This window comes from Demequina sediminis (genome assembly GCF_030296675.1).
Classification (GTDB): Bacteria; Actinomycetota; Actinomycetes; order Actinomycetales; family Demequinaceae; genus Demequina; species Demequina sediminis.
The window spans coordinates 2,255,428-2,278,204 of sequence record NZ_AP027736.1 but is presented as its reverse complement, the minus strand read 5'-3'; the positions used below and the strand labels follow the sequence as shown (position 1 = coordinate 2,278,204).

The following is a 22,777-nucleotide window of genomic DNA, read 5'->3' as shown; positions in this document are numbered from 1 at the left end:
GGCCGACACCGCCCTCAGCTCGGTGCCGGCCCATCGCCCCTCATCTCTGCAGCGACTCCACGAGTTCCACGGCGTAGTCGTGGAGATCGGGAAGTGTCTCGATCCACACCCGCGGAGGTTGCCGCATGAGGTTGCCGACGCGCATCTGAACCGCGCGCCGGGAGATGTGATCGCGGAGATCCGCCACGCCGCGGCCCATGTCGGGTCCGCGAGCGATGAGCACCGCGTAGAGACCGTCGGCGAGGCGGGCCATCGGGTGACCCTTGCCGTACGCGTCCTGAAGCGACTGGCCGATCGCGGCGTTGCGCGCCATGCGGTGCCACGGGTCGGTGTCCGCGGCGGCCACGTCGACCAGGACCAGCGCATACGAGGTGCTGACCGCGCCGCCGTCGCGCTCCACGGCGCCGTAGAGTTCGCCGAGCCGCGCGACCAGGTAGTCCATCGAGCCCAGGCCGGACTCCGGATCGTTCATCACCGGCACCACGCGCTGCGTGGCCTCGCCCTCGGTCCACCCCTCGCACAGCGCGCGAATCGAGCGAATGGGAGCGGCCTCGAAGCCGGCGGCACGGAAGAGGACGGCCATGTCATCGATGGCCTCGGTGATGCCCACGCCCGCCATGGCGCGCGCCTGTCCGAGCCGGTAGGCCGACGGAGCCGTGTCGAGGCGACCCTCGAGCGCCTCGGCCAGGGCCTCGGCCGCGGGCGTGAACCAGTCGCCCGGGCGGCGCCACACGCTGCCAAGGCTCGCGGTCTCCCAACGGCGCAGCAGCGGCACGGAAGGCGCTGCGCCCGGGATGTTCACTTCGCTGGTCATGCCCTATGAGACGCGACCCATGCATCGTCATGACGCGACTTCCGAGAAAATTCTTCCGACAGGCTCAAAAGGGGTGGAAGTGTGACGAATCACTCAGCGCGCCCCTTGCCCGCACGGTGCGCGAGCCGAGAGAATGACGAGACCCCAGGGCCCTGCATTCAGGAGCGAGCACGGAGATGACGCAGGAGGCACTGTCGCTATGGACGGAAACGTCCAGCGACCCTGAGCTGATCGCCGGTGTACGCGCCGGCGACCCGGCCGCCTTCGGCATGCTCTACGAGCGCCACTCCGACGCGGCCCGCAAGGTGGCGCGCCAGTACACCAACAGCGCCGCGGATGCCGAGGACGTGGTCTCCGAGTCCTTCTCACGGATCCTGCGCGCGCTTCAACAGGGTGACGGCCCCGACCTCGCGTTCCGGGCCTACCTGTTCACGATCGTGCGCCGCACGGGCCTCGACGTCATCGAAAAGGCGAACCGGACGCGACCGCGCGAGGACATGACGCCGTACGAGTCCGCGATGGGTCATCAGGCCGGATCGGACGAGCCCGCGCTGGACTCCTTCGAGCACTCGATGGTCGCCGATGCCTTCCAGTCGTTGCCCGAGCGGTGGCGCGCCGTGCTCTGGTACACCGAGGTCGAGAAGAAGAGCCCCAAGGACATCGCCCCGCTCCTGGGCCTGTCTGCCAACGGCGTGGCCGCCCTCGCCTACCGTGCGCGCGAGGCGCTCCGCCAGGCCTACCTGCAGCAGCATCTGGGCGCCGCAGACACGCTCGACTGCCTCGAGGTCAATGCTCAGCTGGGTTCCTACGTGCGCGGCGGACTGAGCAAGCGCGAGCACACGCGCGTCGATGACCACGTGCGCGCGTGCGTGAAGTGCAGCGCGCTGGTCGCCGAACTCGAGGACGTCAACCGCGGACTGCGCGCGATCATCGGCCCGATGGTCCTCGGCATCGCGGGTCTCAAAGCGCTTGAGGGCGGACTGCCCGTGGGCGGCGCGCTCGGTCAGGGTGCCACGAGCGCCTCTGGCGCGGGCGGCGCCGGAGGCGCGGGAGGGGCCGGCGCGGCGGGCACCGCGGGCGGCTCGACGGGCCTGGGCGGCGCGATCGCGGGCGGCTTCACGGCCGTCGCCAATGGCCTCGCCGCGGTCGCTCTTCCCGCCGCAGCCACCCTGGGAGTCGTGTCGCTCATCATGACCGGCGCGAGCGTCATGGGGATCATCGGCCAGGCGGCGACGACGCAGCCCGCTGCAGAACCCGCGCCCGTGGCGGAGCCCGGTGCGGGCGAGGAAGACGATGCCGTGGGCGAGGGGAGGGCCCCGGCCTCGCGGGCGCACCGACTCCGTCGCCGAGCGCGGAGCCGTCGGTCGAGCCGTCTCCCGAGACGCCCGGAGTGCTCGCACCGCTCGATCTGGCGGTCGGCGAGTCCGAGGCGCGATCGGGCGGCGACGACGCTCCCGGCGACACCGTTCCTGACGACGTATCCCCCGATGACGTGACCCCCGGAGGCGGCGGCACGAGGCCCGGCAGCTCAACCGGTGGTGGAGACACTGGCGGTGGAGACACCGGTGGTGGAGACACTGGCGGTGGAGACACCGGTGGTGGAGACACTGGCGGTGGAGACACTGGCGGTGGAGACACTGGCGGTGGAGACACTGGCGGTGGAGACACTGGCGGTGGAGACACTGGCGGTGGAGACACCGGTGGTGGAGACACTGGCGGTGGAGACACCGGCGGTGGAGACACTGGCGGTGGAGACACTGGGGGCGGCACAACTCCTCGCACCGCTCTTGCGATCGCGTCCTCCCCGACGGGCCTGCTGACTCTCGCGCGCACCTCTCCGACGGTCGCGATGCCGCTCACCAACGACGGCGAGGACGCCGCCGAGGACGTGACCGCGAGCATCGTCTTGCCCGAGGGGCTAGCCTTCGCCGCGCCGGCGGCCGGTGCGGGCTCCTCGACTCCCGTCAGCGCCGAGGTCCTGGGTGACTACCTGTCCTTCGCTTCGGCGGGAACCGTGACGGCGGGCGACTGGACGTGCGAGCTCGCCGATGACCGCTCGACGGCCGACTGCTCCCTTGAGACCCTCGCGGCTGGTGGCAGCACCACGCTGTCGCTCGGGCTCGCGTCCGTGACAGGCGTCGAGCTCGGGGATGACGCGTGGACCGAATTCTCGGCGACCACCGGCGAGGACCACGTCTCGTACCGCGTGCGCACCACGCTCGCCGAGGCCGAGACCGAGCTTCCTCCGCACTACGACGCGACCGGCCGTGCGGCGGCGGTCGTGGTGGGTGCCCCGCTCCTGGGCTGCAACCTCGCGTTCCGGGACTGCGAGCGGGTCATGGACTTCCGAGGCTCCGACGCGAACTCGACCTACGACAACAACAGCCAGTCGATGCGCCCCCTCAACCTCGCGGGCGGACAGACCAGCTCGTCCGAGACCACCGTGGACGCCGACATGCTTCCCCGGGGTCGACCGTGGTGAGCGCGACGCTGTCGTGGTCGGCGAACCGCGGCGTGCTGGACTCGTGGTCGGCCCCGCTCGACACCGCGCGCCTGCGGGTCCCCGGCGGCGACTACGTGACCGTGACGGCCGACGACGTCGAGACCAGCTGGCACCTCGCCGACCAGTACTACCAGGCCACGGCCGACATCACGGAGCAGGTCGCCGCGGCGGGCACGGGCGCGTATGCGCTCGCCGACGTCGCACTGCCCCAGCGCTTCTTGTCCTTCGCCCCCAACTACTACGCCGGCTTCGCGATCACGATCGTCTACGAGCACGCCGACCTTCCCGAGGCGACGGTGCTCGTGCTCGACGGCACGCAGTGGCTCTTCAACTCGAGCACGCAGCTCCACTTCCTCACCGAGGGCCAGGCGGACATCGACCTGGGTGTGGTGGCGTGGGAGGGCGACCGCGGCAAGCACGACGACCGCGTCGCGATCGACTCCAACACCCTCAACCCGTGGGGCTGGTCGGGGTCGGGCAGGATCGGTGCCAACTCGGGCAACGCGATGGACTCGACCGCGTTCGGCTCGCCGTTCGCCAACTCGCTCGGCACGGATGCCAAGCACTTCAAGACGCGCGGGGTGGGCCCCGGTGTCCACACGATCGAGCTCTACAGCGGCCGCGAGGATGCCTACCTGCTCGACTCGGTGATCGTCACCATCACGCCGCGCGACTAGCGCGGAGCGCGGCACGCCGCGCGCGAGGCTATCGCGCCGGGTCCGGGCTCCAGTCCAGGTCCAACTGGCGCGCGGTGCGCAACGCGAGCTCGACGGAGTGGGTCCTCGCCACCAGGTGCAGCGCGAGATGGATGCCAGACGTCAAGCCTCCGCTCGTGAGCACGCGCCCCGCGTCGACCCACCGAACCCCGGCCACGACCGAGCCGACCTCGTCGCACGCCGCGAGGTCCGCGAGGTCCTCCCAGTGCGTGGTCGCGGGAGCGTCCGCGAGCAACCCCGCGCGCGCGAGCAGGAAGGCGCCCGTGCAGACCGAGGCCGTCAGCGCCGCTCCCCGCCCAGCCGCTCGATGGCCTCACGCAGCCCGGCATCGGCGAGGGCGCACGCCACATCGATGGTGCCAGGCACCACCAGAATGTCGGAGTCCTCAAGAGCGGAAGCGTCCGCGAGGCCGGTGAGTGTCATGCCCCCGTACGCGACGGCATCGTCCCCACCCACGCTCGCCAACACCACCTGGTAGGCGGGTGCGAGGCCGTCCCTCTCGAGCAGCCGCGAGGCCGTGAGCAGCACCTCGTAGGGGCCGCCGGCATCGATGAGATCAAAGCCCTCGAACAGCAGGATGACCGCGCGCATCGTCATGGCCCCACGGTAACGCGGGCGCCCCTGCGAAGCGACGATGCCGGGGCCGGGTTAGGCGATCGCGGTCGCCTGCACGCGCGGTCGCACGACGATCCAGAAGACGGCGTTCGCCACGATCAGGCACGCGACCATGACGATCGCCATCGACATCACCGAGACGCCGAGCACCCCGACGAGCGGCGACACGAGTCCCGCGACGCCGAAGTTCAGCGCGCCGATGAGGGACGCGGCCGTGCCAGCCTCCGCGCCGTGGTTCGCGAGCGCGGTGATCTGGACGGTGGGCATGATCACGCCCACCGAGGCGACCACGAAGAACAGCGGGACGAGCACGCCGATGAGTCCGAGGTCCAGCAGGTCACCCACGGCGAGCAGGACCGCGCCCGTGAGCATGATGATCAGTCCGCCGGTGGCGACCGCGCGCGGAGCGAGCACCCGCATGAGGCGCGCCGAGGTCTGGTTGGCGATCACGAGGCCGATCGAGTTGGCGCCGAACACGATGCCGTACTCCTGGGCGCTGAGACCGAACACGTCCTGAAGGACGAACGACGACGCGGAGAGGTAGGCGAAGAGTGCGGAGAACGTGAAGGCGCCGACGAGCGCGATGCCCACGAACGACGCGTCGCCCAGCAGGTGCGCGTAACGCACGCGCGTCGCCTTGAGCGACGTGCCGCCCCTGCGCTCGACGGGCAGGGTCTCGCGGATCACGCCGCCCACGACGAGCGCGACCAGGGCACCGTAGAGGGCGAGCACCACGAACAGGCCGCGCCAGTCCATGACGTTGAGGAGCTGCGAGCCGATCACGGGCGCGATCACCGGCGCGAGGCCGGTCACGAGCGCCATGCGGGCGAGCATGCGGATGAGCGCCTGGCCTGCAAAGAGGTCACGCACCATGGCCATCGCGACCACCGCGCCTCCCGCAGCGCCCACGCCCTGCAGCACGCGACCGACCATGACCCACTCGATCGTGGGCGCGAGCACCACCGCGATCGACGCGAGGATGTGGAGCACGGTCGCCGCGATCAGCGGGCGCTTGCGACCCAGCGAATCGCTCAGCGGCCCCACGATCAGCTGGCCGAGCGCGAAGCCGATCGTGGTCGCGGTGAGCGTGAGCTGGATGGCGGCGTCGGAGGCGAGCAGGTCGGCCGCCACGGTGGGGAACGCCGGAAGGTACATGTCGACGGTGAAGGGGCCGAGCGCCACGAGGGCACCCAGCACGACGATGTACATCAGCTTCTGGCGACGCGTCATCGCGCTGCCGGGGCTGAACGAGGTGGGTGCGACGGAGGGAGCGGCGGGGGCGGCGGCGGGCGTCGCGCCGGTGGCGGAGTCGAGCGTGGCGGTCAAGTCGGGGCCTTCTTGTGCTGGCGGGGCGCGGTGGCGTCCCTGTGCGGCGCGTGGTGTCGCGAGGGTGAGTGCGGAGGCGGGCGGAGGTCGGGTTGCTTCTCACGCCGCACACACGGAGACGCCCGGCGCTGAGCGATCGCTCAGCGCCGGGCGTCTCGTGGTCCGTCCGCCATTCTACCGGCTGTTGGACACTTGTCTACTGCTTCTTGGTCGCCTGGGCGTTGACCTCGTACGAGGTGTTGGTCGCCTCGAAGAAGTTGACTAGCTGAAGGGTGTCGTTGGCGGCGGCCATCCACTTGGCGGGGTTCGAGACGTTGTAGTGCGCCTCGAAGCCCAACTCCTCGAGCCGGCGGTCGGCCAGGTACTTGACGTACTGGTTCACGTAGTCGGAGTTGAGGCCCAGGATTCCCTTGGGGAGGAGGTCGCGGTTGTACGCCTCCTCCATCTCCACGGCACCCAGGATCATCTGACGGATCTCCTCGGCGAACTCGGGGTCCTGCAGGTCCTCGTTCTCCTCGAGCACCGTGAGGATGAGGTTGATGCCGAACTGCAGGTGCAGGGACTCGTCACGGATGATCCAGTCCATGAGCGAGCCGAAGTTGCGCAGCAGGTTCCGCTGACGGAAGCTCAGCGCGACCATGAAGCCCGAGTAGAACCAGATCCCCTCGAGGATGATGTTGTAGGCCACGAGGTTGCGGATGAAGTCCTTCTTGCCCTCGGTGGTCGTGATGTCGAGGGTCTCCTCCGTCATCCGCTTGATGAACTTGACCTCGAACTCCTCCTTGGCGGCCATCGAGGGCACGGTGACGTGCGATTCGTAGGCGGCCTCGCGGTCGATCGGGAAGGTCTCGAGCACGTACTCGAAGGACATGCAGTGGTTCGCCTCCTCCCACATCTGCTTCGCGAGGTACAGGTGACCCTCGGGAGCATTGATGTAGGGGTAGACGCCGAACGCGAGTGCCTTGTTCACCAGCAGCTCGTTGGGGTTGAAGTACGACATCAGGTACGTGATGGCGTGCTTCTCCTCCTCAGTCATCTTCTTGAAGTCCGCGAGGTCCTCACCGAGCTGAATCTCGTTGGGGAACCACGTGTTGGCGACGGCCTGGTTGTACAGGTCGTAGGCCCAGGGGTAGGTGATCGGCTTGAGCAGGAGTCCGTCCTGCACGCCGCTGCCGAGGATGCCCATGTGTGAAGTCTCCTGTTCCTAGTGATCCGCTACTGGCACGACTCGCACTGGAGCCGCTCCATGGGGTCCACGGGGCAGGCGACTCCGCCCACCAGTTCCGTGTCCCAGTCGACAACACTCTCCACCACGGTGAGCAGCGTGGCGCTCTCGGGGGCCGCGGCGGGAGTGGACTCGGGCAGCGAGGCCGGCGGGACCGCCGGCTGCTCCTGAGGGGCGGCGGCGAAGGCGCTCGCCGCGACCGCGGACAGGACCGATGCCGGGGCGGCGGTCGCGTGCGCAGCGGGTGCCGGGGTCGCTTCCGGAGTAGCAACGGGCGCCGACTGAGCGGAGGCCTCGGCGGGAGCCGCGGCCTTCGCCGCGCCGAAGCCGCCGAAGCCCTTCGCCACGGGGGACGCGGCGACCGGAGCGGCAGGCGCCGGGGTGGAATCGGCCACCACGGCATCGGCCACCACGGCGCTTGTCACGGCGGCGGCGACCTCGGCGGTCACCTCCGTGGGTGCGACGGCCTTCGCGGCGCCGAACCCCTTGCGCGCGGCGCCGAAGCCCTTGCGTGCACCGCCGCCGGTCGAGCCGGTGGCAGCGCGTCCCGCGGCATTGCCGGTGGCGTTGATCTTCTCGGTCTTGTTGACGCGCACCGTCGACTGCTCGGCGGTGTGACGCGGCTTCATGTGGAGGTAGTAGGTGGTCTTGACGCCACGCTCCCAGGCCGCCGCGTACAGCTTCATCATGTTCTCGACGTCGCGGTCCTCGAGGTAGATGTTGCGGCTGATGGCCTGGTCGATCCACTTCTGGGCGCGCGCCGCGACCTCGATGAAGGCGTAGGGCGAGAGCTGGAACGAGGTCTTGTAGACCTCCTTGAGGTGCTCGGGAACCTCGTCGATCTGGGACAGGTCACCCTGCACCTCGAGGAGACGGTCGCGCACCTGCTCCCACAGGCCCAGGTCCTGCAGGTCCTTCACCAGGTTGCGGTTGACCTCGAGGAACTTGCCCGACGAGGTCGCGCGGGAGAAGATCTGCGAGAACTGCGGGTCGAAGCCGGGCGTGGTGCCCGCCACGAGGCCGATCGACGCGGTGGGCGCGACGGCCATGAGGGTCGCGTTGCGGATGCCGCCCTTGACCTTCTCGCGCAGCGTGTCCCAGTCCTGGCGCACGGTGCGGTTGACGGCGATCGGGACGCCACGGTCGGCCTCGGTCTCGGCGATGGTGTCGAACGGCACCTTGCCCTGCGACCAGCCCGAGCCCTCGAAGTTGCTGTACGAGCCGCGCTCGCGGGCGAGGTCGGCCGAGGCATCGATCGCGTGGAAGGAGACGAACTCGACGATCTCGTCGATGAGGTCGTATGCCTCCTCGGACTCGTACGCGAGGCCCATGCGCTCCGAGATGTCGGTAAAGCCCATGACGCCCAGGCCGATCGCGCGGTTCTCGCGGTTCGCGAACTCCGACTCGGGCACCGAGGACAGCGTGATGTCGACCAGGTTGTCGAGCTGGCGCACCGCGAGGCGCACCGAGTCCTTCATGCGGTCCCAGTCGATCTTGCCGTCGACCAGGTGGGTCGACAGGTTCACCGAGGCGAGGTTGCAGACCGCGATGTTCTCGCGGTCCTGCGGAAGGCAGATCTCGGTGCACAGGTTCGACAGGTGGATCGTGCCCGTGTTGGTGTTGAGGGCACGGTTGTTGATCGTGTCCTTCCACGTGAGCCACGGGTGCGACGTGGTCTGCAGCATGATGAGGATCGACTTGTACTGCTCGCGCGCCTTCATCTTCTTGAAGTTGCGCATGCGTCCGGCCTCGGCCTGGGCCACGTACTCGGCGTAGCGAGCGGAGAAGGCCGCGCCGGTGAGCTCCACAAGGTCGGGGGTCTCGGCCGGGTCGAACAGGTACCAGTCGGCGTCCGCCTCGACGCGCTTCATGAACTCATCGGAGATCCACACCGCGGTGTTCGCGGTGCGCGTGCGGCGGTACGGGTCGCCGGAGTTCTGGCGCAGGTCGAGGAACTGGTGGAAGTCGAGGTGCCAGTTCTCCATGTAGAAGCACAGCGCGCCGAACTTCTTGCCACCGCGGCTCACGGCGCGCAGCGTCGAGTCGATCGTGTGCATGAACGGGATGGGGCCGGTCGAGGTGGTGTTGTTCGACTTGATCGGCGAGCCCTCGGAGCGCAGCTTGGTGACCGACAGTCCGATTCCGCCCGTGCCCTTGGTCAGCCACATAACGTCGCGCACCGACTTCGCGATGTGCTCAATGTCGTCCTCCATCTGCATCACGAAGCAGTTGGAGAGCTGGGGGTACGACGTGCCCGCGTTGACGAGGGTCGAGCCGGCGGGGAGGTAGTCGAGGCGCGAGATCTTGTCGTAGAACTCGAGAGCGGTCTCCGTGGGGTTCGCCTCGTTGAGGGCGAGTCCCATCGACACGCGCATCCAGAAGTACTGCGGAACCTCGAGGGACTTCCCATGACGGTCGGTGATCATGTAGCGGTTGCGCATCGTCACGGTGCCGATGTACTTCATGAGGTCGTCACGCGTGTGGTCGAGGGCCGCGGCGAGCGCGTCGAGGTCGAAGAGCTCGGTGAGGCGCGTGTCGAGCAGGCCCTCCTCGACCGCATCGCGGATGTAGCCGGGGAAGCGCGCCTGGTGGAGCAGCGCGAGCTCTAGCTCGGTGTCGTAGCCGCCCAGCACGCGCTTGTAGATGACCTTGCGCAGCATGCGCGCGGCGACCGTGTCGAAGCTCGGGTCGTCCTTGACGTTCTGGACGGCGACGCCGATCGCGGCCTCGTCGAGCTGCTCGGTCGTGATGCCGTCGAACAGAGTGATCGCGAGCTCGGTGGCGATCTGGGTGGTGATCGAGATCTGGTCGGGCAGGCCCTCGGCCGCGCGCTCGATCGCCTTGTTGATGCGGTCGGCGTTGTACGGCTCGCGCGTGCCATCACGCTTGGTGACGTGAATGCCTGGCGTGGCGGGTGCGACGCCCGCACCCTCGATGGTGGCGTTCTCGGTGATCGTCACGATGCTCCCCTTGGTTGTGCTCCGGACGCCTCGAAATGCCGTGCCGGAAGTGCTGAAGATATGGCGCTCGGGTGGCGGCGAGTTCCGGGGGACTTGCCGGCGTCGTCAGCTCGAGGCGCCCCCGAATCTAACGCGAATCACACCCGTGTGCAACTAGATATGGGGGCATGTTGCGTCTTCTGCCCCTAGATGTTGTGGTCCTGTGGAGAAACCTGTGCAAAGCCTGTGGACGCCGCGGCGTGTCGTGTGGACGGCACGCGGACCCCTGTTGAAGACTGGTGGGCCGCCCCTGGATTCCACTAACCTCAGCCTCTCACCGGGGTCTGACAACGCCCCCACGCCCGCGGCTCCGCCACACCATTTCGCGGCTCCGCCACACGCGCATCGGCGTGTCGACGGCGTGTCGGGGCGAGAGGTGCGCCGATGCGGCCGCCACGACAGCGGACGTGTGGCGGAGCCGCAAAGGAATGCGCGAAGAAGTGCGCGCAGAAGTGCATGCAGAAGTGCGCGAAGAAGTGCGCGGATCAGACCGCGGACCAGAGCCCGCAGCCGAGCCGCCCTACCGGCCCGGAACTACAGGTCGACGACTCCGTACAGTCGGTCGCCCGCGTCGCCCAGGCCCGGCACGATGTACCCGACCTCGTTGAGGCGCTCGTCGACCTGCGCGACCACCACGGAGACGTCCGCGCGATCACCCACCTTGTCCTGCACGTGCTGGATGCCCTCGGGCGCGGCCAGCAGGCACACGCACGTGACGTCGGTCGCGCCGCGCTCGAGCACGTACTCGATCGCCATCACGAGCGAGCCGCCGGTCGCGAGCATCGGGTCGATGAGGAACACCTGACGCCCCGTGAGGTCCTCGGGCAGGCGGTTGGCGTACGTGATCGCCTCGAGCGTCTGCTCGTCGCGCTTGAGGCCCAGGAAGCCCACCTCGGCGCTCGGCAGCAGCCGCGTCATGCCGTCCAGCATGCCCAGCCCGGCGCGCAGAATCGGCACGATGATCGGCGCCGGATCCGCGATCTTGGTGCCCGTGGTCGCCGTCAGCGGTGTCTCCACCTCGCACTCGACCACGCGCACGTCGCGCGTCGCCTCGTACGCGAGCAGCGTGACCAACTCGTCGACGAGCAGGCGGAACGTGGGCGAGGGGGTGCGCTTGTCGCGGAGGACGGTGACCTTGTGACGGATGAGCGGGTGGTCCGCGACGTGCAGCTGCATGGGTCGAGCGTATCGCCTCCCACGCCCGCCGGGACGGGACGATGCGCGGGTAGCCTGGGCGCGTGAACGGCACCTGGGACGCGGCGATGGGCGAGGCGCTCGCGCAGGCGCGCCTCGCCGGCGAGTCCGGCGACGTGCCCGTGGGCGCGCTCGTGGTCGGCCCCACCGGCGAGGCCCTCGGAGTCGGCCGCAATCTGCGTGAGGAGCAGGGCGACCCCACCGCCCATGCCGAGGTCGTCGCGATCCGGGCCGCGGCATCGTCCCTGGGGACCTGGCGCCTCGACGGCTGCACCCTGGTGGTGACGCTCGAACCGTGCCTCATGTGCGCCGGCGCGCTGCTGCAGGCGCGCATCCCGCGGTTGGTGCTGGGGGCGTGGGACGCCAAGGCGGGCGCGACTGGCTCGCAGTGGGACGTGGTGCGCGATGCGCGCATCGGCTCGAAGGTCGAGGTCATCTCGGGCGTGCGCGGGGCCGAGAGCGCCGCGCTGCTCGCCGCATTCTTCGAGGCCCGGCGGTAGCGGGTGCCGTGGCGTGAGGGGGTGCGGCGCGCGGTCGTGAGCCTCGGCACGGTCGTGCCCGCCGGCGAGCCGCGGTGGCCCATCGCGCTGCAGGCGGCCATCACGCTGACCGTGCCGGTCGTCGTGGGTATCGCGGCCGGCCGCATGGACCTGGGCATGCTCGCGGCGGTGGGGGCCTTCACCGTGCCGTACTTCGCGGCCCTGCCGCGACTCGAGCGGCTGAGGCTGCGACCTCTCGCGGGGCTGGTGCTCGTGGCTACGGCGGCGCTCGGCGCGCTGCTGGCCCCCTCGGGCGTGTGGGCGGCGGTAGGGCTCGTCGCGGTGACCATCGCGGTGGGCGCCGCGGTTCACGGATATCGCCTGGGTCCGCCCGGGCCGCTGTTCCCCGTGCTGGTCTACGGGATGTCGTGGCACGCGGTGGGCAGCGGCGTGCCCGCGTCGACGCTGATCGCGTGTGTCGCGGCCGGCTGCACTTTCGCCGTGCTCGTGAGCATCACTCCCCTGGTGCGACGCGTGCACTGGTCCGTGACGCCGCGCCCCTTGCGCGTGCTGCTCGCCGCTCCGCTGTGGGACCGCGGGGCACGGGAACTCGTGATTCGCACCGCGATCGTCGCGGTGGCTGCCACCGCGGTGAGCCTCGTGTACGTGGACCCCGAGCGCGCGTACTGGACGGTCGCGGCCGGAGTGGTCGTGATTGGCGTGGTGCCTGGGCGCGGTCCCGCACTCACGCGCGGACTTCATCGCGCCGTGGGTACCGGCGTGGGGGTGGGCGTCTACCTCGCCATCGGAGCGGCGGGCCTCGCGCCGCTATGGCTCGCGGCGGTCCTCTTCGCCCTGCAGTTCATCACGGAGCTCGCGATCACGCGCCACTACGCGATCGCGGTGGCCGCGGTGACTCCCCTCGCGCTCGTGCTCGTGACGGCCGGGGCGGGCGAGCTCGGCACCACCGCGGTGGTCGGAGAGCGACTCGTCGACACCCTTGTGGGCGCCGCCCTAGGGGTCGCCACCGCACTCATCCATCCCCCCGCCCCACCCGATCCCGAGGGGCGACTGGCGCCACCGCATCGTCCCGATTAGGTCCCACGGGTGAACAGCGGGTAATCTCTTCCGCGGTGCCGTGTCCGAGCGGCCTAAGGAGCACGCCTCGAAAGCGTGTGTGGGTGAAAGTCCACCGTGGGTTCAAATCCCACCGGCACCGCCATGTGATGAAGCCCGTCTCGCGATCGCGCGAGGCGGGCTTTGTTGCGTTTGCGGACGCCTCAGGGTGGCGAGGCCCGATGGTCGTCGCGGCTAGCGTGCCGCCCGCACCTCGCGCATGGCGAGCGCGTGGTGCTCGACGTCCGCGAGCAGGCCCGCGAGCGCACGGTCGTGGTGGTCGACCGGCCGGGCCTCGTAGCCGTCGAAGTCCGCACGGTTGTCGAGCGTGACGTGGCGACGCACGTGCACCATTCCGACCGCGCTCAGCACGCCGCGCAGGTGCTCCGCGGCGCGGGTCCCCCCGCGTTGCCGTACGAGACGATTCCCGCGGCCTTGTCATTCCACTCGGCCCAGAGGAAGTCGATCGCGTTCTTGAGCGCGGCCGGATACGAGTGGTTGTACTCCGGCGTGACAAACACGAAGCCATCGAGCGGGGAGATCAGATCGGCCCAGGCACGGGTATGGGCGTGGGCATAGTCGCCCTTCGCGGGCGACTCCGGCTCGTCGAGAAGGGGCAGCCCTTGGTCCGCAAGGTCGATCAGCGTATAGCGGGCGTCGCGAGTGCTCGCGAGTTCGGCGACCCACGCCGCGACAGACGCCCCGCGCCGGCGCGGGCGGGTGCTGCCGAGGATGATGCCGATGCCGAGGCCGCCTGTGTCCATGAGTCGATCCTGGTGCGCGCGGGCGGGCCGGGTCAATGGCGCTCGGAAGGGCGGCGCGCTGGAGCGAATCCCTTCGCGGGTGCGCCACACGCGAACGACCGTGAATGTCCCATAGGAGGCAGGGATCGGTCGAAAGCGACAATGGATGTCCCCAAGCGTGCGGCGTGTGTGGCGGAGGCGCGGGGCATGCCGCCGGCGGAGTCGCTGGGTGCTGGGGGCTGAGGCGCGGGCGAGGGGACACGGCGGTGCAGCACGTGCAGGCGCATCCCGTACGCTATACATCGATGTAAAGCACAAGCCCGCACGCTCGAGGAGGAGCCCCGCATGGTTCGCGTTCACGATGTCTGCGCCCCCGCGGCGCCCTCCGCCGTCGCGGCCCGCGACCTCACTCCGCTCCCCCTCGCGGACGTGACGCTCGACGCGGCGCACGAGCTCGGCGCATGGCAGAGCCTCAACCGCGACCACACGCTGCCGCACGTGATCGAACGGCTCGAGACCTCCGGCGTGCTCGACAACCTGCGCCGCATCCCCGGAGAGTCGGACGCCCCCTACCGCGGCTTCAACTTCGCGGATTCGGACCTCCACAAGACGCTTGAGGCGATCGCGTGGGAGGCCGCCCGCGTGCCGGGCGACCAGCCATGGGAGGCCTTCACCCGAGATGCCACCGCGCTGCTCGCGCGTGCCCAGCGCGAGGACGGCTACCTCGACTCGCACGTCCAGGGTCACCCCGACCAGGAGCCGTGGCGCGACATGCGGTGGGGTCACGAGCTGTACGTGCTCGGCCACCTGATCCAGGCCGCGATCGCGCGCGAGCGCGCCACGGGCGCGGACGACCTGATGGACGTCGCGCGCCGCTTCGCCGACCTCGCGGTCACGGAGTTCGGCCCCGCGTCGACCCGCGCGGACGGCTACTGCGGACACCCCGAGATAGAGACCGCGCTGGTCGAACTCTTCCGCCACACGGGAGAGCGCGCGTACCTGCGCACCGCGCTCGCGATGATCGATCGCCGCGGCACCGGGGCCCTGGGGACCGGTCCCTTCGAGTCCGCGTACCACCAGGACCACACCCCCGTGCGCGAGTCGCGCGAGGCCACCGGCCACGCCGTGCGCCAGCTCTACCTCAACGCCGGCGTCGCGGATGCGGCCGCCGAGACCGACGATGCCGAGCTGATCGACGTCCTCGCCGCGCAGTGGGAATCGGCCCACGGTGCGAAGGCGTACGTCACCGGCGGCATGGGCGCACGCCACAAGGACGAGTCCTTCGGCGATCCCTTCGAGCTGCCGCCGGACCGCGCGTACGCCGAGACGTGCGCCTCGATCGCCTCCTTCCAGTGGGACTGGCGCATGCTCCTCGCGACCGGCGACGGGCGCCACGCCGACGCGATGGAGCGTGCGCTGTACAACGGCATCGCGTCCTCGACGTCGGTCGACGGCCGTCGCTTCTTCTACTCGAATCCCCTGCAGCTGCGCACGGGCCACGACGGCACCAGCGAGTACTCGCCGTCCGAGCGGCTCGACTGGTTCGCGTGCGCGTGCTGCCCGCCCAACCTCGCGCGGCTCGTGTCCTCCCTCGGCGCCTACGTCGCCACCGGCACCGAGATCGCCGCCCGTCTCCACCTTTACGGAGCCGGCGAGATCCGCATCGGCGCCACCACCCTCACCGTGACGACCGACTATCCGTGGGACGGCCGCGTCGACATCGCCGTCGACGGCCCCCTCGAGTCGCTCGCGTTGCGGATTCCCGCCTGGGCCAGGGGAGCGACGCTCGAGGTGGACGGGCGAGGGGACGATGCCGTGGCCGGGTCGGACGGGTACGCCAGGGTGGCGCTGGGGGGCCACGCGGAGCATGCCGGCCCGCGCCGGATCACCCTCACGCTGCCGATGCCGGTCGACCTGCTCGACCCCCACCCGCGCGTCGACGCGGTGCGCGGCTGCGTGGCGCTGCGGCGCGGTCCCGTGGTGTTCTGCCTCGAGCAGGCCGACCTCCCCGGCGGCGTCGCGCTCGAGGACGTGCGCCTGGACCCCTCGGTCGCTCCGCGCGTGGGCCCCGCGGTCGCCTCACTGCGCGCGGGCGTCACGCTCCACGCGCAGGCGGTGGTGCGCCCCGCCGTGGGCCTGCCGATCGCGACGGCCCTGCCGCGGGCGTCGCGGACGCCCGCGCCGTCTGGCATGCTTCCAGGGAGGATCGCCCTGCGCGCCATCCCTTACGCCCGCTGGGCGAACCGCGGGGGCGGCGCGATGAGGGTGTGGATTCCCGTCGACGAGGAGGGTTCGGCCACGTGAACGGCACAGGTGTGGGCGGCAACGTGACGATGCACGACGTCGCGGCGCTCGCGGGCGTGTCCGTGAAGACCGTCTCGAACGTCGTGAACGACTACCCCCACATCCGTCCCGCCACGCGCGACAAGGTGCAGAAGGCGATCGACGAGCTCGGCTACCGCATGAACCTCTCGGCGCGCAGCCTGCGTCAGGGTCGCACCGGAATCATCGGCCTCGCGCTCCCGGAGCTGTCGCTGCCGTACTTCGCGGAGCTCGCCGACTCCGTGATCCGCGCCGCCGAGGCGCGCGGGGTCGTGGTCCTCATCGAGCAGACGGGTGCGGACCGCCAGCACGAGCTCGACGTGCTGACCTCGGACCGGCGCCAGCTCACGGACGGGCTGATCTTCTCGCCGCTCGAGCTGGGCCCCGACGACGCGGACGCGCTGCAGGTGAACTATCCGCTCGTGGTGCTCGGCGAGCGCATCTTCGGCGGCGACTGGGACCACGTCACGATGAACAACGTCGACGCGGCGAGGGCGGCCACCCAGCACCTCATCGACCAAGGCCGTCGCAGGATCGCCGTGGTGGGCGCGCACGCGGGCGAGACCATGGGCTCGGCGGCCCTGCGCGTGCTCGGATATCAGGCGGCACTCGCGGCCAACGGGATCCCGCTCGATCCCGCGCTCATCATCGAGGGCGGCCTGTGGCACCGCGCGACGGGCGCCGAGGGCACCCACCGTCTCCTCGACTCGGGTGTGCCGGTCGACGCGATCTTTGGGCTCAACGACGCCCTCGCGCTGGGCGCCCTCCACGCTCTTCACGCGCGCGGCATCGACGTGCCGGGTCAGGTCGCGGTGATCGGATTCGACGACATCGAGGACGCGGCGTACACCTCGCCCACGCTGTCCTCGATCTCCCCGGGCGCGAGCAGATCGCGACCACGGCGGTCGACCTGCTGCTCGCGCGCATCGCCGGCTCCACGGAGCCGTACCGGCGCGTCATTCCCGACTTCGCCCTCATCGCGCGCGAGTCCACGGGAGGCTGAGAGGCCGCCGGGATCGGTCCCGGCTAGGCCCGGCGCGCGTCGACCTTGTCGAGCCAGCGGTCGACCAGCAGCCCGGTCAGCAACAGCGGCACGGCGATGCCCGCGAGCACCAGGAGCGGCGGGTAGCGCAGTCCCACCGCGATCAGGGCAACCGCCGTGACCGCGCATCCGACAGCGGTGAGCGGAGACAGGAGCGGGGCGAGCGCCACGAACCGCAGCGCGGGCAGCGGGGCGTCGCCGTAGCGGCGCAGCACGTGCGGGGCGTAGACCAGGCACGCGATCGCGTAGCCGCCCACGGCAATCACGGCCCCCGTCAGCACCGCGGCCAGCGTCCCAGACCCGTGCGCGAGCAACACCAGCAGCTCATACCAGGCGAGCACGACCACCAGGATGAGCGGGGCCGTGACGATCACGGCGCGGCGGAACTCCTGGCGATACGCACCCCAGAAGTCTCGCCACAGCGCATCGGACGCGTCGCCCTCGGCAAGCCTGCGCAGCAGGATCGCCCCGGCGGTCATCGCCGGCCCCAGGCCCGCAATCCCCAGCCCGAGCATCGTCCCTGTCACCATGAGGATCTGAATCCCGGCGAGCTGCGCCGCGACGCGCAACCACGCCATGAGCCGGCCCGACCAGCCAGGAATGTCCTGCTCGCCGGCGCTGCCCTCGAGCGGCACCGGCTGCTTCACGCGTCCGGGTCGCGCCTTCCTGTCCGCCACGATCGCCATCATCCCACCCGCGTGCCGACCACGACCGAGCCCGCCGGACCGCGCGCGGCACAGACGAGCGCCGCGCGGCCGCGCACCGCATCCCACCCGGGGAACACCACGGCGTCCACGGGCGACGAACCATCGCGAGTGAACCGCCCGGCGCCGTGCGCGACCAGCCCCTCAAGCTCCGCGGGGCCCACACGCACGCGCCGCGACGGCGTCACGACGTCCGTGGGGCCGCCAAAGTCGACGATCTCCCACTCGCCCTCGAGCTCCGCGAGGCGCGACGGCCATGTGGACTCGTCGTCGTTCTCGCGCGCTCCGGCCCACGGCTGGATCGACACCAGGGGCCAGCCCTCGTGGGTCCATACGAGCCTGCGCACTTGCACCTCGTGCTGTCGCGGCGTCTCCTCGAAGCGGGTGTGGTGGACCAGCAGCTGGCGCCCCTGCTCCGTCAGCACCGAGGCATGACCGGGCGCCAGGATGCCGCGCGCACCCTCGAGCCGATGGCTCGCGAGCACCGTGAGGCCCACCGAGGTCGGGTCGGCGTCGAGATCCGTCATCGCGTGACCGGCGGGATCGACGTACGGCCCCTCGAGGTCGCGCGCGACCGCGACGCGCAGGTGATACGTGCTGACGAGCGAGTCATAGGAGACCACCAGCGCCCAGCCCCCGCCGGGGCGGGCGATCACGTACGGGCCCTCGAGCGCGGTGTCGACGTCGCGCGGGCGCCGCGCGATGAGCGTGCCGGGGGACGATGCCGGCCCATCCGGAGCAGGCGTGATCGCCTTCCCGGAGGGAAGAGCGAAGCCGGTGACCGGGTCGAGCTCGATCACGTGAAGGCCCGCGAAGAACGAGCCGTAGACCATGACGTGACGCTTACCGTCGATCACCAGCTGCGCGTCGATCGCGTTGTGGTGGTCGACCTCGTGACGCGTCGCGACCACCAGCCCGCGGTCCTCCCACGGCCCCTCCGGAGCGGGCGCGGTCGCCAGGCCGATCGCCGACGTGCGCGAGCCGAAGGTCGACGCCGAGTAGTACATGCGCCACTGGACACCGTCCGCGGTCTCCACGCGCACCACGTCGGGCGCCCAGAGGCCGTCGGCGCCCGTGTGGGCGAAGGCCGGTGCAGGCACGCCATCGAGGGCGCAGCCCACGTACTCCCACGTGACCAGGTCGGTCGAGCGCCGGATCTGGACGCCGGAGGCGCGCAGGGGACCGTCGGCATCGGCGTCGGTCGAGAACAGCCAGTAGACGCCGTGGTCGTCACGCACCGCGGTCGGGTCGTGGGCGTTGCGCGCGCCCCAGGTGGACGGATCGGGACGCGAGGGGCCACCGGCCCCGCCGTCGAGGGACGGGGCCGTGTCGGTCGTGGTCATCTCAGGTCTTCGATCCGGTGAGGGCGATCGACTCGATGATCTGGCGCTGGAAGACCAGGAAGACGATCAGGATGGGCAGGACCGACACCACCGAGGCACCCATGATGAGCGGGTAGTCGCGCTGCGTCGCGTACTGGACGTTCATGTTCGCGATCACCACCTGGAGCGTCTGAATCTCGGGGGTGTTGAGGTAGATGATCGGCGCCAGGTAGTCGTTCCACACGAACATGAACCACAGGATGAACTGCGCGGCGATCGCCGGCCGGATGAGCGGCACGATGATGGTCCAGAAGATCTTCAGGTAGGAAGCACCGTCGATCTTGGCCGCCTCGACCAGCGAGTCGGGCACGTTGTGCAGGTACTGGCGCAGGAAGAAGATCATGATGACGTTGCCCAGGATGACGGGCACGATCAGCGGGAGCAGCGTGTCCACCCAGCCGATCTTCGAGAACATCACGAACTGAGGGATCATCAGCGTGGGGAACGGCACCATCATTCCCGACAGCAGCATGAGGAAGATCGCGTTCTTGCCGGGGAGGCGGAGCTTCGCGAGGGCGAAGGCCGCGAGCGCCGAGAACACGGTGCCGACCACGGTCACGCTGACCGAGACGATCAGCGAGTTCCTGATGCCCGACAGCACGTAGGTGTCGTCGAAGAGGCGCACGTACGTGTCCCACATGAACGGATCGGGAATCCACTCCGGGGGAGGGCGTACACGCCCTCCTTGGTCTTGAGCGAGGTCGAGACCATCCACAGCAACGGCGCGGCCATGATGACGGCGCCGACCGCAAGGATCGCGGTGAGGAACGCATTGACCAGCGGGTTCTCGCGGGTGGCGCCCTTGGCCTTGAAGAAGCCGGGCGCAATCGCGGGACGGGGGTCGCCGCCGGTCGCCTTGACCATCGCGGCGGGGGCGGTCTTCGCGGTTGACGAGGTGACGCTCATGTGAAGTCTCCCTCCCTCAGTCGATCGAGAAGTTGTTGGCACGGTTCAGCCGGAACTGAATGATCGTGACGATGAGGACGAGGATGCCGAGGACCAGCGCCATCGCTGTCGCGTAGCCCATCTGCAGGTTGCGGAAGGCCTTGTTCCAGACGTACCAGACCAGGGACGCGGTGCTCCATTGCGGTCCGCCGGTGGGCGTCATGATGTTGATCTCGGTGAAGATCATCGAGCCGCCGATGATGTTGGTGACCACGAGGAAGAACGTCACGGGCCGCACCATGGGCCAGGTGATCTTGGTGAACCGCTTCCACGCGTTCGCACCGTCGAGCGCGGCCGCCTCATACAGCGACCGCGGCACCGCCTGCACGGCGGCCAGGTACAGGATCATCGAGTACCCGAGGCCCTTCCAGACCATCATGATGACCAGCGCCGGCTTGGCGGTGACCGGGTCCATGAGCCAGTTGGGACCCTGAATGCCGAACAGCGCGAGCACCTGGTTCACGAGCCCGAAGTCGCCGTTGTAGGCCCACTGCCACAGGATCGCGATCGCCGCGAGCGAGGAGATCACGGGGATGTAGTAGACCGTGCGGAAGAACGTGCGTCCGCGGATCTTGCGGCTCAGCGCAAGCGCGAGACCCAGCGACAGGGCCAGGCCGATCGGGATGCCGATCATGTAGAAGAGCGTGTTCCACAGCGCCTTCCAGAAATACGGATCCTGGAACAGGTTCACGTAGTTCTGCAGTCCGATCCACTGCATGGCCCCCAGGCCATTCCAGTTGGTGAAGGACGCATACACGGAGAACGCCATGGGGAACAGCAGGAACGCAATCCACCCGATCACGGGCGGCGCGAGGAATGCCGCCGCCCACACGTATTCCTTGCGGTGGAGCTTCGCGTTGCGCTTGCGCGCGGCGCGTGCGTCCTCCTTGGTCCAGCGGCTGGTCGCCTGCTCGGGCGCTGTGGTCGCCATCTCTCAGTCCTTCCTCGAGCGGTCCCGGGGCCGGTGCCGTGGTACCGGCCCCGGGATCGTGCTCGTGGGCTCGGCTAGCCCTGGGCCTTGGCCTGCTCGGCGTTGCTCCACGCGAGGTCGAGCTTGCTCTGCATGTTGGGCTGGACCTGCGCCGCATAGTCGGCTGCGGTCATCTGGCCGGTCAGGACCTGGTCGATTCCCACCCAGAACTCGTCGTACCACTCGGGCGCATACGTCCACGTGCCGGGGAGGGCACGGCCGTACTCGTCCGCGATCTGGAGGAACTCCTCGGTGTTGGCGGGCCAGCCGGCCGCGGGGGCATCGGTCTCGATCCACTCGCCGAACGCGTAGTCCTTGATGTTCGGGATCTGCACCTTATTCTCGGCGAGGATCTTCTGCGCCTCGAGGTCGGTCGACAGGTACACCGCGAGCTGAGCGGCGAGGTCCTTGTTCTTGGAGGTCTCCGCGACCGCGATGCCCAGCGAGCCGAGCCACGTCGCGGTCTCGTCACCCGCGTTGGCCACGGGGTAGGGGATCACGTCGTAGCCGAACGTGTCGGGGTTCTCCTCGGCCACTGCGTTGTAGGTTGCGATGTCCCACGGCGCCACGGGGAAGAAGCCGATCTCTCCCGCCATCCAGCGCTGGTACGTGTCGAGAGTCTGCGCCGGCTCGACCGAGGGCGTGACCTGCTCGACCAGCTGAAGGTCGGCGAACCACTGGAGCGCCTCCGCGAAGGCGGGGTCGTCGACCGTGACGGTCTTCTGGTCCTCCGAGATCCAGTCGCCGCCGGCGCCCCAGACGAAGGCCTGCGAGTTCCACTGGACGTTGAGGCCGGTGCCCCACTGGTCGAGCTCGCCGTCGCCGTCGGTGTCGGTGGTGAGCTGCTTCGCGATGTCGACGAACTCGTCGAACGTGAGCGGCACGTCCGGGTCGGGCGCCTCGATGCCCATCTTCTCGAACATCACCGTGTTGTAGCCGAAGCCGAACGGCCCCACGTCCTTGGGCAGGCCGTACAGCGGTCCGGTGCGGGCCTGACCGGTCTCCTTGTCGAAGCGGTAGGCCTCGACGCCGAAGTCCCAGATGTTGTCGAGCACGTCCTGCTCGACGTAGCTCGTGAGGTCCGCCAGGACGTTGGCGTAGACGTAGCCCTGCATGCGGCCGGGCTCAATGTAGAACACGTCGGGAACCTTGTTGCCCGCGATGGCCGCCTGCAGCTTGGTCGCGTACTGGTCGGCATCCGTGATGATCATCGTCACCGAGGCGCCGGTCTCCTCCTCGAAGCTCGCGATCGCCTGCTCGTAGGCGAGCTTGTCGTACTCGCCGCCGCGGAACATGAACGTGAGCTCGTTGGGGGCGTCGCCGCCCGAGGTGTCGGGCTCCTCGCTCGCGTTGCCGCTCGAGCTGCCGCTGCACGCCGCGAGCGTGAGGGCTCCAGCCATGGTGGCCGCGACCGCCGCCGCCTTCATCCTTCGCATCTGCCTGCCTCCCTGATCTTCATTGACGAGTGAGGTCGGGCCGGGCGGTAGTCCGGCTCCCCTCCCGCGGGAAAGGGAACCAGTCTCCGACCTGGTCGTCATTGACCCCAGGCTGTCAGCCCGGCACCGTGCCGGGAGATTTACAACGATGGAACCATGACACATCTCGCGGCAGGCGGTCAAGCGGACCCAGGTCACGATTCCGTCTCGCACGACGGTAGGGCCGCTTTATGAGGGACGATGCCG

22 protein-coding genes, 1 tRNA gene and 1 pseudogene are annotated in these 22,777 nt (G+C 69.7%); 9 read left to right on the top strand and 15 right to left on the bottom strand.

The window, feature by feature from the left end:
• Window positions 1-40 precede the first annotated feature (40 nt).
• Window positions 41-814, bottom strand: a complete 774-nt coding sequence (locus QUE44_RS11645) for a hypothetical protein (RefSeq protein ID WP_286214725.1) — start codon at window positions 812-814, stop codon at window positions 41-43.
• A gap of 176 nt (window positions 815-990) precedes the next feature.
• Between QUE44_RS11645 and QUE44_RS11640 the strand changes: the two genes are divergently transcribed.
• From QUE44_RS11640 to QUE44_RS11625, 4 genes are read left to right on the top strand one after another with little or no spacing between them, the layout of a single operon-like run.
• Window positions 991-2,310 carry a sigma-70 family RNA polymerase sigma factor gene (locus QUE44_RS11640; RefSeq protein WP_286214723.1) on the top strand — a complete coding sequence of 440 codons (1,320 nt, stop codon included), beginning with the start codon at window positions 991-993 and terminating at the stop codon, window positions 2,308-2,310.
• A gap of 39 nt (window positions 2,311-2,349) precedes the next feature.
• Window positions 2,350-2,634, top strand: a complete 285-nt coding sequence (locus QUE44_RS11635; protein ID WP_286214722.1) for a hypothetical protein — start codon at window positions 2,350-2,352, stop codon at window positions 2,632-2,634.
• A gap of 29 nt (window positions 2,635-2,663) precedes the next feature.
• Window positions 2,664-3,296, top strand: a complete 633-nt coding sequence (locus tag QUE44_RS11630; protein WP_286214721.1) for a hypothetical protein — start codon at window positions 2,664-2,666, stop codon at window positions 3,294-3,296.
• A complete protein-coding gene (locus tag QUE44_RS11625; RefSeq protein WP_286214720.1) occupies window positions 3,293-3,994 on the top strand; it encodes a hypothetical protein in 702 nt (233 codons plus the stop codon). Before QUE44_RS11630 ends, QUE44_RS11625 begins: the two co-directional genes overlap by 4 nt.
• 28 nt (window positions 3,995-4,022) lie before the next feature.
• On the opposite strand, the gene QUE44_RS11620 is transcribed toward QUE44_RS11625, so the two are convergent.
• The 6 genes from QUE44_RS11620 to upp all read right to left on the bottom strand — a co-directional run bounded on the left by QUE44_RS11620 (window position 4,023) and on the right by upp (window position 11,374).
• Entirely contained in the window at window positions 4,023-4,268 is a 246-nt protein-coding gene (locus tag QUE44_RS11620) for a type 1 glutamine amidotransferase family protein (protein ID WP_286214719.1), read from the bottom strand.
• Between the two features lie 44 nt (window positions 4,269-4,312).
• Window positions 4,313-4,630 (bottom strand): helix-turn-helix domain-containing protein, encoded by a 318-nt coding sequence (locus QUE44_RS11615; protein WP_286214718.1) that lies wholly within the window; start codon window positions 4,628-4,630, stop codon window positions 4,313-4,315.
• Between the two features lie 51 nt (window positions 4,631-4,681).
• Window positions 4,682-5,878 carry a multidrug effflux MFS transporter gene (locus tag QUE44_RS11610; RefSeq protein WP_286216763.1) on the bottom strand — a complete coding sequence of 399 codons (1,197 nt, stop codon included), beginning with the start codon at window positions 5,876-5,878 and terminating at the stop codon, window positions 4,682-4,684.
• A 292-nt stretch (window positions 5,879-6,170) separates the two neighbouring features.
• The gene (locus QUE44_RS11605) at window positions 6,171-7,160 is read right to left on the bottom strand and encodes a ribonucleotide-diphosphate reductase subunit beta (protein WP_286214717.1); all 990 of its coding nucleotides are present in this window, start codon (window positions 7,158-7,160) and stop codon (window positions 6,171-6,173) included.
• Between the two features lie 29 nt (window positions 7,161-7,189).
• A complete protein-coding gene (locus QUE44_RS11600; RefSeq protein ID WP_425557965.1) occupies window positions 7,190-10,153 on the bottom strand; it encodes a ribonucleoside-diphosphate reductase subunit alpha in 2,964 nt (987 codons plus the stop codon).
• A 579-nt stretch (window positions 10,154-10,732) separates the two neighbouring features.
• Window positions 10,733-11,374, bottom strand: a complete 642-nt coding sequence (gene upp / locus QUE44_RS11595; RefSeq protein WP_286214716.1) for a uracil phosphoribosyltransferase — start codon at window positions 11,372-11,374, stop codon at window positions 10,733-10,735.
• Window positions 11,375-11,436: 62 nt separating this feature from the next.
• Between upp and QUE44_RS11590 the strand changes: the two genes are divergently transcribed.
• The 3 genes from QUE44_RS11590 (at window position 11,437) to QUE44_RS11580 (ending at window position 13,093) form a co-directional block, all read left to right on the top strand.
• The gene (locus QUE44_RS11590) at window positions 11,437-11,892 is read left to right on the top strand and encodes a nucleoside deaminase (RefSeq protein WP_425557959.1); all 456 of its coding nucleotides are present in this window, start codon (window positions 11,437-11,439) and stop codon (window positions 11,890-11,892) included.
• A gap of 36 nt (window positions 11,893-11,928) precedes the next feature.
• Complete coding sequence (locus tag QUE44_RS11585; protein WP_286214714.1) at window positions 11,929-12,969, top strand: FUSC family protein; 1,041 nt, start codon at window positions 11,929-11,931, stop codon at window positions 12,967-12,969.
• Between the two features lie 34 nt (window positions 12,970-13,003).
• A tRNA-Ser gene (locus QUE44_RS11580) sits at window positions 13,004-13,093 on the top strand.
• 89 nt (window positions 13,094-13,182) lie between these two features.
• Here the strand turns inward: QUE44_RS11580 and QUE44_RS11575 are convergent.
• Entirely contained in the window at window positions 13,183-13,359 is a 177-nt protein-coding gene (locus QUE44_RS11575) for a hypothetical protein (RefSeq protein ID WP_286214712.1), read from the bottom strand.
• Window positions 13,353-13,751 (bottom strand): NADPH-dependent FMN reductase, encoded by a 399-nt coding sequence (locus QUE44_RS11570; RefSeq protein ID WP_286214710.1) that lies wholly within the window; start codon window positions 13,749-13,751, stop codon window positions 13,353-13,355. The genes QUE44_RS11575 and QUE44_RS11570 overlap by 7 nt, the downstream gene beginning before the upstream one ends.
• Window positions 13,752-14,075: 324 nt before the next feature.
• On the opposite strand from QUE44_RS11570, the gene QUE44_RS11565 reads away from it, so the two are divergent.
• Window positions 14,076-16,034 (top strand): glycoside hydrolase family 127 protein, encoded by a 1,959-nt coding sequence (locus tag QUE44_RS11565; protein WP_286214707.1) that lies wholly within the window; start codon window positions 14,076-14,078, stop codon window positions 16,032-16,034.
• Window positions 16,031-17,215: a LacI family DNA-binding transcriptional regulator gene (locus QUE44_RS11560; RefSeq protein WP_350226836.1), complete on the top strand. Its 1,185-nt coding sequence runs from the start codon at window positions 16,031-16,033 to the stop codon at window positions 17,213-17,215. The genes QUE44_RS11565 and QUE44_RS11560 overlap by 4 nt, the downstream gene beginning before the upstream one ends.
• A 217-nt stretch (window positions 17,216-17,432) precedes the next feature.
• On the opposite strand, the pseudogene QUE44_RS14180 reads toward QUE44_RS11560, so the two are convergent.
• From QUE44_RS14180 to QUE44_RS11530, 6 genes and pseudogenes are all read right to left on the bottom strand, one after another.
• A pseudogene (locus QUE44_RS14180) lies at window positions 17,433-17,672 on the bottom strand (YesL family protein); the annotation flags it as partial.
• A 107-nt stretch (window positions 17,673-17,779) separates the two neighbouring features.
• On the bottom strand, window positions 17,780-19,141 hold the full coding sequence (locus QUE44_RS11550; protein ID WP_286214703.1) for an arabinan endo-1,5-alpha-L-arabinosidase: 1,362 nt from the start codon (window positions 19,139-19,141) through the stop codon (window positions 17,780-17,782).
• Between the two features lies 1 nt (window position 19,142).
• Window positions 19,143-19,820, bottom strand: a complete 678-nt coding sequence (locus tag QUE44_RS11545; protein WP_286214702.1) for a carbohydrate ABC transporter permease — start codon at window positions 19,818-19,820, stop codon at window positions 19,143-19,145.
• Window positions 19,754-20,086 (bottom strand): hypothetical protein, encoded by a 333-nt coding sequence (locus QUE44_RS11540; RefSeq protein WP_286214701.1) that lies wholly within the window; start codon window positions 20,084-20,086, stop codon window positions 19,754-19,756. Before QUE44_RS11540 ends, QUE44_RS11545 begins: the two co-directional genes overlap by 67 nt.
• Before the next feature lie 16 nt (window positions 20,087-20,102).
• Complete coding sequence (locus QUE44_RS11535) at window positions 20,103-21,056, bottom strand: carbohydrate ABC transporter permease (RefSeq protein ID WP_286214699.1); 954 nt, start codon at window positions 21,054-21,056, stop codon at window positions 20,103-20,105.
• A 74-nt stretch (window positions 21,057-21,130) separates the two neighbouring features.
• Window positions 21,131-22,531, bottom strand: coding sequence for an ABC transporter substrate-binding protein (locus tag QUE44_RS11530; RefSeq protein ID WP_286214696.1), 1,401 nt, complete (start codon window positions 22,529-22,531; stop codon window positions 21,131-21,133).
• Window positions 22,532-22,777 lie beyond the last annotated feature (246 nt).